Raw genomic sequence first — 11680 nt, 5'->3', positions numbered from 1 at the left:
ATGTGTTTGATAGCGTTTAATTGGAACAATCATCCGGAGTATAAAATGGTCTTGGTGGCCAACAGAGATGAATTTTTTGAAAGGCCCTCGGCTCCACTTCAGCTGTGGGATTCTGGGTTTTATGCAGGAAAGGATCTTCGGGCAGGGGGAACTTGGATGGGTATCCATCCCAATGGTCGATTTGCCACACTGACCAATTTCCGGGATTTGAAAAACCCCAGAAAGGATCCCAAAACGAGAGGCAACCTCGTAAAGGATTTTCTGGAGGGAGCTCTGGATCCCAAGGAATATTTGACAATGATCCAAAAGGAAAAGGATGAATACGAAGGCTTCAACCTTGTCATTGGGAATCACGAAAAATTATATTACCTCTCCAATTATGCAGATGGCATTCAGGAAGTTGAGCCGGGACTCCATGGCCTCAGCAACGCATTTTTGAATACCCCTTGGGAAAAAGTGAAAATAGCAAAATCAGGCTTGCTTGAAAAAATAGAAGCCCAAGAACTAGATCTCGAAAATCTAATTCCTACCCTGCATTCCAGACAAATGGAACCCGATCATTTATTGCCCGACACAGGGCTTTCGGTCAGGGAAGAAAAGCAATTGTCCGCCCAGTTTATCAATGTCGCTGATTATTATGGGACGATCAATTCCACAGTGATCTTATGGAAACATACCGGAGAAGTGGAAATGATGGAAAGGACCTTTCACCAGGTGGAAAAAAGGTTTGCTGACAGGAAGGTGATTTTTAGGATACAATCCTAAAAGGGAACGAACAAAAAAGACAAGCCGTTAATTGAATGGAAATAAAATGGAAATGAAGAAGGTGGAAGTACTGATTATTGGGGGAGGGCCGATTGGCCTCGCTTGTGGGATTGAATGCGAAAAAGCAGGCTTGGAATATGTCATTTTGGAAAAAGGCGTATTGACCAATTCACTTTTCAATTATCCAGTCAACATGACTTTTTTTTCCACCTCGGAAAAACTGGAAATGGGAGATGTACCTTTTATGTCCATCAGCCACAAACCCACCCGTCCAGAGGCGCTCGAATATTATCGAAGGGTGACCAAAAAATGGAAGCTGAAGGTGAATTTGTACGAAGAGGTAAAAGAACTTCAAAACAACGAAGGGATTTTTTCTGTGAAAACATCAAAGGCATCTTACCAAGCCAAAAATATCATCATTGCAACAGGCTTTTATGACCTGCCCAACCTGATGAAGGTTCCGGGAGAGGATCTGCCAAAAGTCACCCATTATTACAAAGAACCCTGGCCCTTTATCGGACAGAAGATTTTGGTCGTCGGGGCGGCGAATTCTGCGGTTGACGTGGCGCTGGAAACCTGGAGAAAAGGGGCTGAAGTCACCATGGTGATCAAAGGGGAAGGAATCGAGGCCAATGTCAAATATTGGGTGAAACCCGACATAGACAACCGGATCAAAGAGGGCTCCATCAAGGCTTACACCAATTCCCTCGTGAAAGAAATCCGTGAAAATGAAGTGGTCTTGGATACCCCGGAAGGGGAAGTTGTCCTAGAAAATGACTTTGTCTTGGCCATGACAGGGTACCGGCCCAATTTTGCCTTGTTGAATCAATTGGGGGTAACCCTTAGCCTTGATGAAAAACGGCAACCTTGCTATGACCAAACCAACCAGGAATCCAACGTACCGGGTGTGTATCTCGCGGGGGTGGTGTGTGGAGGATTGAATACCCGTGAGTTTTTCATCGAAAACTCAGTGGTCCATGCCGAACACATTATCCAGCATATCAAAAACAAGTCAAATTGATACAATTGATCTTATTTCGGTGTTATGGGCAATTCTGAGAACCAAATGAAGTATCCTGCATTTAAAGCAAAAATTTTTATACCATCAAAAGGAATCAATTGGAGGATCAATTCTTGTAGGTTAATGTATGGAGGTTTTATTTTGCTTATTACAATTGGTTTTATTGCTAGTCAGCTAAGCTTAAGTTTATCCATAGATTATTTAATGCGAACCCTACTTTTTTCATTATTGGGATTGATTCTCTATGCAAGCTATTGGGGAGCTCATGAAAATCAAAAGAAATTCGGAAAGTTAGAAGGTGAAGTGAGAATCAGTTTAGATTCGATAGATTTTAATGATTCTTTATACTCCTGGAGTCAAATAGATCAAGTAAAATTTGGAGTTTTTGCAGTAGTTGGTGAGATATTGTGGTCTGATACTTATCCAATTGCAAGATACTACGGTGGTCCAGCGTATTCTCAAGGAGTAAATAACTTCATTGAGTTTATGGCTGATGACAATAAAGTGAAAGTTTTTTTCCAATTAGAAACGCCTTCACACAAAGTTGAACTAAGGAGAATGATGCGGTTGCTTTTTTTTCATGACCGAATTGATCTCTCTACTACCTACCTAGGATTAAACTTGGAATTTGAAGAGATTCAAGAACTCAAAAAGGCCAAAATTAAGTATCTTGAAGACCAGCAATCAAAGTTTAGCTCATGAAGCAAACAGGTGAAATAGTAATTTATCAGTCGGGGCAAGACGCACCTACTATTCAAGTGCTTCTTGAAAATGACACCCTTTGGTTGGATCAATATCAGATTTCTGAATTGTTTGGTACAGATCGGACATCAATAGTCAGGCATATCCGAAATATTTACAAAACCTCTGAATTGGATGAAAAGGCAACTTGTGCAAAAATTACACAAGTTCAACAGGAAGGAGAAAGAACGGTAAAGCGCCTGATAAAAATCTATAATTTGGATCTGATCATTTCTGTGGGTTATCGAGTTAATTCCAAACAGGGTACAGCCTTTAGAATTTGGGCCAACAAGATCATTAAAGATCATTTGGTAAAAGGCTATACGATAAACGAAAAGAGGTTACTGGAGCTTCAAAAAACAATTAAACTGGTTAATAGGACAATCCAAAGTCTTGGTTCAGACGATCAGACTAAAGGTATATTTGAAGTTTTATCCGAATTTTCCACTGCTTTGGATATTTTGGATGATTATGACCATCAAAGACTAGGTTTATCGGATACCCCCATACAAGCAACTTTTAGAATATCCTACAAGGAAGCAAAACATGCTGTGGATGAATTAAAGAAAAGATTCGGTGGGTCAAGTCTTTTTGGAAATGAAAAAGATCAATCTTTTAGGGGCTCGATTTCAGCCATAGACCAAACATTCGATGGAAAAGAACTATACAGAAGTTTAGAAGAAAAAGCTGCTCACCTTTTATATTTTGTTGTCAAAAACCATTCATTTTCAGATGGAAACAAAAGAATTGCAGCCTGGCTATTTATTTGGTATTTGGAAAAGAATAAAAGTTTGTATTATCCAGATGGAACTAAAAGAATAAGTGAAAGCACATTGGTTGCTTTGACTTTGTTAATTGCTGAAAGTAAGCCTGAAGAAAAAGAAATGATGATTAATGTGATCGTAAATCTTATTAACAGAACATAGAAAGAAGAAAAGCCCATAACATCACCTTGGATCCAGCGGGCGGTACCGAGTAAATTAAAAATTCAGTATCTTTAAGAAGATAGGAGTAGGCTGGAAGGAGGTAGTCCGAATGCCCGCCGTCTCCAAGCTGAATCCCGTTAACGAAAATTGAAAATGCCCATGCAAAGCAATAAAACATATCATATAATTTTTAAATTCGGATTACTAGGAATCGGAATTCTGTTTTTGGTTATTTCCGCATTTTCATGGTTTTTTTCCTCAATTGATTGTAATGAATGGAGAGTCAACTGAAAGAGATTTTGTCATAATCAATGTTTTTAGTCTAATCGGGATTTCTCAAATTATACTCTTCTTTTTAATCAAGAATAAATTGGTTTGGAAAGTATTGGGAATCAATCAATAGTTATTAAGAATGGAGAATGGGAAGAAAATGTGAACTGGCTAGATGTAGAACCTTTATCTTTAATACAGTTTGTTTACCCACCCCTTTACAATATTAAAATAAAAGGAATTGAGAAAACATTTTGGTTCAATACTGACAATCACTTTGTCAATGCAGGTGGGTTTACTACTGATTTGAGTGACATGGGAGACTTGATTCAGAAAAAGAAAAGAGAATTAGGAATTTAATTCTCCAAATCTTTATACCATCAAACCATTAATTTCGTAAATTGAATAAAAATAGTATGGCAAATCTCACTTTAAACAACAAGACATTAGAAAAGTATTTCGGTCTCTTGAAAGGTTTGGATAATCTTTCTAAGAAAAAACTGATTATTAAATTGACCGAGTCTCTTGATATAAAAGAAGAGAAGGTGGATTTGCGAACGCTTTTTGGAGCTTGGGAAGATGATAAAGATTCAGATGAAATCATTAAAGAAATTAGAGAATCTAGAATTGAAAAAACAGAAAATACTGGTTTCGAATGAAGTACCTTTTGGACACCAATATCTGCGTCCATTTTTTAAGAGGCAAGTATGGATTGATAGAAAAGTTTGAACAGCTAGGTACTGAGAATTTTACTATTTCAGAAATTACTTTGGCAGAACTGATTTTTGGAGCTGAAAACAGTAAAAACCCTCAAAAGAATCTTGACTTAATTGAAGTCTTTGCTAAGCAAGTTGTTATCCTTCCGATTTTTAGTGCGATTTACCTTTATGGAAAAGAGAAAGCCCGATTAAGATCAATAGGGTTGCAGATAAGTGATTTTGACCTTTTGATTGGATGCACAGCAGTAGAAAAAGACCTCATAATGGTGACAGAAAACTTGAAAGAGTTTCAAAGAATATCTGATATTCAGATAGAAAACTGGGTAAAACAATAAGAATAACTTTCGCTTTCAGCACCTAAGAAAACATGGGGCCGATCATCATAAAGGCAAAGCATATTTCTCGTATTTATCTTTATCTTAGATTCATAGTTAATCGCTTCGAAATGCCCACGTTTCTTAGCCGCGGACCGAAATAGAGAGTTCTCTGAATGTTGAGGGGGAAATCGAACCGGTAGTTTAACTTCTGATTCGATTTCCCTTTTTTATTTCAAAGGGATTCAATTCGCCCCATTTCTTTACTTTTTTCTTTGCTAATCAGGCAAAGCAAAAGCCACATAAGCATCTCCGGATTTGGTGCCTTTTCCGCCACCGCAGGCAATTACCAGATACTGCTTGCCGTCTTTTTCATAGACCGCAGGCGTGGCATGGCCGGCTGCAGGCAATGGTGCTTCCCAGAGTAAATCTCCGGTATCTTTGTCAAATGCCCTGATTTTCTCGTCCTTGGTGGCAGCGATGAATACCAACCCGCCAGCGGTCACTGCTGGACCACCGTAATTTTCTGTTCCTGTGATCGGGATTCCCTTAGCGGTGAGCTCAGGATATTCCCCAAGGGGAACTTGCCACTTGATCTTTCCGGTATTCATGTTCATGGCGGTCAGGGTTCCCCATGGGGGTTGAATTCCAGGAAAACCGTCTTCGGTCAACAATCTAGAATATCCCTGCAGGTTGAATTGTGGAAACAATCTTTCCTTTCCTCCCTCGAGTTCCTTTTTTTCTGCGGAAGGATCCAATGCTTTTCCCAACAAAAAATCCACCATGATCTTTCTCTCCTCCTCCTTGATGTGGGAGAAAGCGGGCATTGCGCCCTTTCCATTTTTGATCAGCATATCCAAACTGGCAGCATCATATTTGTTTTTCAGTCCCATAAGCGAAGGGAAAGCAGGAGGGTTTCCTTTGCGGTCAATGCCGTGGCAGTTTCCACAATAGTTTACATAACTGCGCTGCCCTATATTTTCAAACTCCGGATTGGCAGTCATTCTGACGATCCACGGGATTTCATTGGCATTGACATAAAGGGTTTGAGAGGTGGGGTCAAAGGAGGCTCCTCCCCATTCCGCTCCACCATCCATTCCTGGAAAAAGGACGATACCATGTTCTTGGCTGGGAGGGAGCCACATGTTTCCGGATTCTACGTTTTCCAGTTTCCCCCGAATGTCCTTTTCCCATTCTGGACTAAGTTTCAGGATTTCTTTGTCTGAAAACGTCATTCGCATGAAGGGCTCCGGCAGCGTTGGATGCGGCTGTGTTGGCCAACTCGCTTCACCCGGAAGCGTAGATTGCGGAACGGCTCTTTCCTCTATTGGCCAAACAGGCTCTCCGGTCGTCCGGTCGAAGACAAACACATAGCCCTGCTTGGAGGTTTGGGCGACTGCATCTATCCATTTCCCATCTTTTTTGATGCGGATCAAGTTGGGGTTTGCCGGAAAGTCTCTGTCCCACATGTCATGGTGGACTGCCTGAAAATGCCAGATTCTTTCGCCTGTTTCGGCATTCAAGGCGATCAAGGAATTGGCAAATAAATTTTCGCCATGTCGGTATCCACCCCAAAAATCATAGGTGGCAGAACCTGTTGGGACATATACGATCCCTTTTTCCTCGTGAAGGCTCATTCCCGCCCAATTGTTGGCGCCGCCTATTTTATCCCGGTGTGCTTCATCCCAAGTGTCATTTCCAAATTCTCCGGGATGTGGAATCGTGTGGAATATCCATTCTCTTTTTCCGGTTTTCACATCGTATGCGCGGACATGTCCCGGGGCGGCATCCAATCCTTCGGACAGCCTCATTCCGATGATCAATTTATCCTTGTAAATGATTCCTGGGGTGTTTGACACAATGAGGAATTCCTCCAAATCCGTGTCCAGGTCCTTTTGAAGATCGACTTTCCCCCCCTCACCAAAGGATTCAATCGGTCTGCCATCTTTCGCGTCCAATGCCATCAGCCAATTTCCCGCCGTAAACAAAATCCTTTTGTCCTCGCCCTCTTCCCAATAGGTGACCCCCCGGTTGGTCCCCGCCCATGAATTCTGCCCGCCGAGCAAATGAAAAGGATTGAATCTCCATCTCAATTTTCCTGTGGTTGCATCCAAAGCAAAAACATTGACTTGGGGACTTGTGGCAAACAGAACACCGTCCACCACGATCGGCTGGCATTGGATCTGCGAACGCTCGGTTGCATCTCCGGTATTGAAAGTCCAAGCCAACTGGAGGTCCTTGACATTTTCCTTGTTGATCTGATCGAGGGAGGAATAGCGTGCGGCATCTTTGGTGCCTCCGAAAGTGGCCCAACCTGAATAATCCAGGGTTTGAAGTGATTCGGAAGGGGTGCAGGAGTGAAAAAACAAGCCAATCAAGGCAAGAATAAGGTTTCGAAGGAGCATAGGTTGCGTGGGGTTTATTGGCATTTTCAGTCAGACAGTTTGTCCCAAAGGCTTGGGAATAAGCAGGATAATTTACGGTTTATTCCTCAAAACCTTCCTGAATTTCAGCGGAGATAAAACCAGGTTTTTTTGGAGAAATTTCATTTGGGATCTCTTTTAGAATGGGCAAATTGTGATTTGATCTTCATTCCTTTTTGGATAACTTAATGTGTTTCATAGTCCTCTCCCCCATGAATACCGGTAATCTCCTCATTTCAGGTAGCAAGCCTGATCCTCAATTGTTTTGTTTCTTTCTTTTGGTGAAATGGTGAATCCCATAAATTCCCAATCCCAATCCAACCCAAAGCAGGGTGTCTTTGATTTCTTCGTATTGCGTCCCGGAAAGTAGCCAGATGGTGGCCAAGATCCCCAATACTGCCAATGATTTCCCGAAGGGTACTTTGAAATAATGATCTCCCGGTTGGGTTTTTCGCAACTTGATCAAGGCCGCACAGACCATCGCATACAGCAGCAATCTTGAAATAACAGAGACCGCCAGGGATCCCATAAATCCCCAAACGATAGCCACAAAAGCGACCAGGCTGGAAAAGAAGAGAATAGAAACCCAAGGCGTTGCAAATTTGGGATGTACTTTGGAAAGGAATTTTGGGAATTGGTTTTCCAGGCTTAGGGCATAGGGCAATCTCGAGCCACTCAGGATTTGGACATTCAAAGTGCCCAGAATGGAAATCACCGCCCCAATCGTGATAAACATCCCGCCGTACCAGCCCATAAAACCAGTCGCAGCATCGGCCAAGGGCTTGTCAGAGGCCGCCAATTCCGGCAATGTACCGATGGAGACTACTTGGATCAAGATGTAAAACCCTGTAATGACAGCCGCCGCTATCATCAGGGCAAAGGGAAGGTTTTTTCTTGGGTTTTCGATTTCCCCGCTGTTGACCAATCCTGCTTCAAACCCTCCAAAAGCGAAAATCAGCAGAAGTGCGGCACTGGAGAAATCTGGCAGACTCGGTGCGGACCGAAACTTGAGCAACTCAAAATCCACGAAAAAGAAACCAACGATGATAAAAACGGCCAAAGGCACCAATTTTGCCACTGTCAACGTATTGCTGACTTTTGCGGTGTTTTTTACCCCTATCAAATTGATACCCGTGATGCAAGCGGTAATGAAGACGATCATCCCGATTCTGACGGATGGAATGGCAAATACCTCCGAAAAAAAGGAGAGATAAATCAGCATCAAATTTATCAGGGTCGCATAGCTAAAAAGTCTGGTGAGCATCAGCAGCCAGCCAATGACAAATGCGGGCAATGGCCCAAAAGCGGTGTGCACATACAAATACGGCCCTCCCGTTTGGTCAAATCTGGAGCTGACTTCCGCGAATACGAGGATCAAAACCATCATCACCAAAGCGCAAACCCCGAAAGCCAGGAGGGAATAGACACCCGATAGCGCAAATACTTTGGCAGGAAGCGCAAATATCCCTGCCCCGATGACACTGTTGATGATTAAAAAAACCAGGTCCCATTTTTGGATACCGCGCTTGAGCATAAAAGGATTTTTGGTGGTGGGTGAAATTGAATTCGAAATCAAGATATGTAAACCGAAGTGAAAACCGCTCAAAAAATGGCTGAATTATTTGAAAGGTTGAAGGGCTGGGTAGAATCGATTCCTTCCAGTTTTGAAATCCCGGTAGACAAAGGATGTTTCAAAAAAAAAATCGGAATTGTGACACTCTACACTTTGCCGCAGGCACAAAAAGATGCTTTCTTATAAGAAATCCACATCCACGCTGAATGGATATTTCATCAGATACTGCAAAGCTTCTTCAATCTTCAAATCTTCGAAGAGTACTTTGTACAAGTTCTCCGTGATGGGTGCGCGCATGCCAGTGCCTTCTACAAAGGTCTTGATCAGTTTTACGGTGTTGATTCCTTCAGCAACTTCCTCCATGCTGTTGATGATTTGGTCCAGAGTTTCCCCTTGTGCCAATCTAAACCCGACAGTATAATTTCTGGACAATGTGGAGCTACAGGTCGCCACCAAGTCACCGATACCGGCCAGTCCGATAAACGATTTAAGACTTCCGCCAAGCGCATTTCCAAGGTAAATCAATTCGACCATGCCTCTCGATATCAAGAGGCCTCTTGCATTTTCCCCGAGTCCCATCCCCGCAAGGGCGCCTGCTGCGATGGCAATGATATTCTTCAAAACCCCGCTCAACTCCACTCCGATGATGTCAGAATTTCCATAGACTTGAAATTTATCCGATCGAAGCAACCGCTGTCCTTCCAGGATCACCTCATTGAATCTGCTGGCGACTACCGTTGCCGCTGGCTGGCCTTTGGAAAGTTCCTTGGCGAGGTTTGGTCCCGCGAGACAACCCACGCGTACCACCACGGTTTCTTTCAGGATCACCTCACTCATGGTCAATATGTTTTCCCGGGTAATTTTCTTCATGTCAGCCAAAGTTTTGCCTTTGGGAAGATTCAAGCAAAGGCCTTTGGTCCCATGGATGACAATGTGATAAGGGTGTAAAAACGGGGAAAATGCTTTCACGACTTCCTGAAAACCTGCAGAAGGAACCATAAAAAACAATACATCGCAGGATTCGCAAAGGTATTCAGGGTTCACAGTAGCCTCAATGGTTGGATTTACAGGATTGCCATCAGCAGCATGTTGGGTGTTGATTTCTTGCACCAATTCAGGTCTTCTCGCATAAACGATGACATTGCTCTTTTCGGCAAGCATATTGGCGATAACAGTTCCAAAACTTCCCATGCCTACCACGCCAACAGATTTTTTCTTAGAAAAGCTTTTCGAGTCCATATCCGTCTAATCTGTTGTGGTAAAAATAAAGGAGGTTCAAGTCCTGGGTTTCAATATTGCCTTCTTTCGACTTTACGAGAGGGCGTTTGGCATGGTACATGCCCACATTGCTCAAGCCGTGCTCAATGATGGAGTCAATGTCCCGTTTCAGATGTGGGGCGACATGTACTTTTCCATCCTGCCGAATTTCCATGATTCTATTCAATACCCTTTGGCACTCCTCCTTGAAGAATTCGTAGGGAATTGCAATATCCTCCTCTGGAAGCCGGAGTAAATTGAAAAGGTCCAGTTTTCTGTTTTGCTTTTTGATGATCTGGAATGCTGTAAAAGCCACCAAATGTGAGCTGAATACCCTGTTGATGATGTGAAATTCCTCAACAATCCTCCGACCCAGCTGGTTGGTGTACTCTTCTTCTCTTTGGGTATCCTCGCTGACAATACCATTAGAAATGAAATAATCTCGGGTTTCGATGATTCGGCCATTCTTGTCGAGGCTTCTCCCTTCCGTGTCCACATAATTTCCCAGTACGTCCATCGCTTTTCCTATCGATACCGAAATATCAGACCCTTTGGTGAAGAATTTCACGAGAAATTTAGAGATTTTGTAAGAGGTGGAAAATTCATCCGACTCTTGGTAATAGCGCTCTTGACCCGTCAGGCTCAGGTGCTCCTTGATCAGGCTGGGAGCTTCCAGCACAAAGTGGTAATTGATCGTCACCGGCACAATGAATATTTTTCCACCGCTGCCCTGCTGACCTTTTTGGTAATTGGCGCGCTGGGCTTCCACTGCGGTACTTAACAGGCCCAGTTTTAGTTTTGACTCGATCTTGCCACTTCGGGATCTTGTTCCTCCCGGGAAAAACAAACTGTGGACACCGAATTGAATGGATTCAGAAGAATAGTTTTTTAAGGTTTCGAGATAAATCAGATTTTTCTTCCTTCTGTCCACTTTATAAGCGCCCAATGAATTCATGAAGTAGGCGAATATCTGGATGTTAAAAAGGTTTAACCCTGCCCCATAAATAAATGGTGGTAGCCCCAACACGGAAATGATCCAACCGATCAGGATGCTGTCCAAATTGGAAAAATGGGTGGGGACCATGACGATGGTTCCCTTGGAGGCAAGATCCCGCAGCTGGTCGGTTTCGCCGATGATCTGGATTTTGTCCTGAAGACTGAATTGGTTGCTGAAAATGGATTTGATTCCCTTTACCCTCGCGGCATTCAGCAGCCTGGCAAAACCAAAAGTGACCACACTTCTGGTAAGTTTATAGTGTGTATGCTGGAAGTTGCTGGCGATTTCCTCTGCATAGCGGATCGTAATGTCGTCCAGGATCTCTATATATTTCTTTTTCTTCTGGGCATTGGGGATGCTGCTCTCGGCACTGAGTTGCACCAAGACTGACTTTACTTTGTTCCAAAATTCAAATTCATCGTCTGGATCCACTGCCCATGGATTTTGCTTTATCCGAAGTTTTTCCCTGTACAAGGTCGTTTCCAGTTCTTCCTTCAGGATGTCCATATTGCCCCCGGTTTGCTCGATAACCCGGTCTTTGCTGGCATTGGCCACTTTTTTAATGAATTCTTTTCTCCCCTTGCTCAACTTGACCACAGGCCATTCATCCTTGCTGGGAAGGATCGGGGCATATTTATGTTTGATGTAGTCGTCAGTCAAGGAAAAGCCAGTTT

At 43.0% G+C, this 11680-nt stretch carries 12 protein-coding genes; 8 read left to right on the top strand and 4 right to left on the bottom strand.

What is annotated here, in order from left to right; translation table 11 throughout:
- From F824_RS0118270 to F824_RS0118235, 7 genes are all read left to right on the top strand, one after another.
- Positions 1 to 765, top strand: coding sequence for an NRDE family protein (locus F824_RS0118270; RefSeq protein WP_022582236.1), 765 nt, complete (start codon positions 1 to 3; stop codon positions 763 to 765).
- A 46-nt stretch (positions 766 to 811) separates the two neighbouring features.
- A complete protein-coding gene (locus F824_RS0118265; RefSeq protein ID WP_019599377.1) occupies positions 812 to 1786 on the top strand; it encodes a YpdA family putative bacillithiol disulfide reductase in 975 nt (324 codons plus the stop codon).
- Positions 1787 to 1831: 45 nt separating this feature from the next.
- The gene (locus F824_RS0118260) at positions 1832 to 2488 is read left to right on the top strand and encodes a hypothetical protein (protein WP_139189895.1); all 657 of its coding nucleotides are present in this window, start codon (positions 1832 to 1834) and stop codon (positions 2486 to 2488) included.
- On the top strand, positions 2485 to 3453 hold the full coding sequence (gene rhuM, locus F824_RS0118255) for a virulence protein RhuM/Fic/DOC family protein (protein WP_019599375.1): 969 nt from the start codon (positions 2485 to 2487) through the stop codon (positions 3451 to 3453). The genes F824_RS0118260 and rhuM overlap by 4 nt, the downstream gene beginning before the upstream one ends.
- A 375-nt stretch (positions 3454 to 3828) precedes the next feature.
- On the top strand, positions 3829 to 4083 hold the full coding sequence (locus F824_RS0118245; RefSeq protein ID WP_019599374.1) for a hypothetical protein: 255 nt from the start codon (positions 3829 to 3831) through the stop codon (positions 4081 to 4083).
- Positions 4084 to 4139: 56 nt separating this feature from the next.
- The gene (locus F824_RS0118240) at positions 4140 to 4382 is read left to right on the top strand and encodes a hypothetical protein (RefSeq protein ID WP_019599373.1); all 243 of its coding nucleotides are present in this window, start codon (positions 4140 to 4142) and stop codon (positions 4380 to 4382) included.
- 8 nt (positions 4383 to 4390) lie between these two features.
- Entirely contained in the window at positions 4391 to 4777 is a 387-nt protein-coding gene (locus tag F824_RS0118235) for a type II toxin-antitoxin system VapC family toxin (protein ID WP_236613196.1), read from the top strand.
- Positions 4778 to 5034: 257 nt separating this feature from the next.
- On the opposite strand, the gene F824_RS0118230 is transcribed toward F824_RS0118235, so the two are convergent.
- Both F824_RS0118230 and F824_RS0118225 read right to left on the bottom strand, forming a co-directional pair.
- Complete coding sequence (locus F824_RS0118230; RefSeq protein ID WP_019599371.1) at positions 5035 to 7185, bottom strand: outer membrane protein assembly factor BamB family protein; 2151 nt, start codon at positions 7183 to 7185, stop codon at positions 5035 to 5037.
- A 250-nt stretch (positions 7186 to 7435) separates the two neighbouring features.
- On the bottom strand, positions 7436 to 8713 hold the full coding sequence (locus F824_RS0118225) for an APC family permease (protein ID WP_033405422.1): 1278 nt from the start codon (positions 8711 to 8713) through the stop codon (positions 7436 to 7438).
- Between the two features lie 75 nt (positions 8714 to 8788).
- Here F824_RS0118225 and F824_RS27565 point away from each other — a divergent pair, with 75 nt between their 5' ends.
- Positions 8789 to 8938, top strand: coding sequence for a hypothetical protein (locus F824_RS27565; protein ID WP_154654343.1), 150 nt, complete (start codon positions 8789 to 8791; stop codon positions 8936 to 8938).
- Here the strand turns inward: F824_RS27565 and F824_RS0118215 are convergent.
- Together F824_RS0118215 and F824_RS0118210 are read right to left on the bottom strand one after the other, a co-directional pair.
- The gene (locus F824_RS0118215; protein WP_019599368.1) at positions 8933 to 9991 is read right to left on the bottom strand and encodes an NAD(P)H-dependent glycerol-3-phosphate dehydrogenase; all 1059 of its coding nucleotides are present in this window, start codon (positions 9989 to 9991) and stop codon (positions 8933 to 8935) included. The two genes, F824_RS27565 and F824_RS0118215, sit on opposite strands and share 6 nt — an antisense overlap.
- Complete coding sequence (locus F824_RS0118210) at positions 9969 to 11666, bottom strand: 1-acyl-sn-glycerol-3-phosphate acyltransferase (protein WP_019599367.1); 1698 nt, start codon at positions 11664 to 11666, stop codon at positions 9969 to 9971. Before F824_RS0118210 ends, F824_RS0118215 begins: the two co-directional genes overlap by 23 nt.
- Positions 11667 to 11680 lie beyond the last annotated feature (14 nt).

The sequence above is a fragment of the Rhodonellum psychrophilum GCM71 = DSM 17998 genome (genome assembly GCF_000381545.1).
In the GTDB taxonomy this organism is placed as follows: domain Bacteria; phylum Bacteroidota; class Bacteroidia; order Cytophagales; family Cyclobacteriaceae; genus Rhodonellum; species Rhodonellum psychrophilum.
Note: the sequence above shows the minus strand (reverse complement) of the source record. Positions and strands in the feature narration are given on the sequence as shown.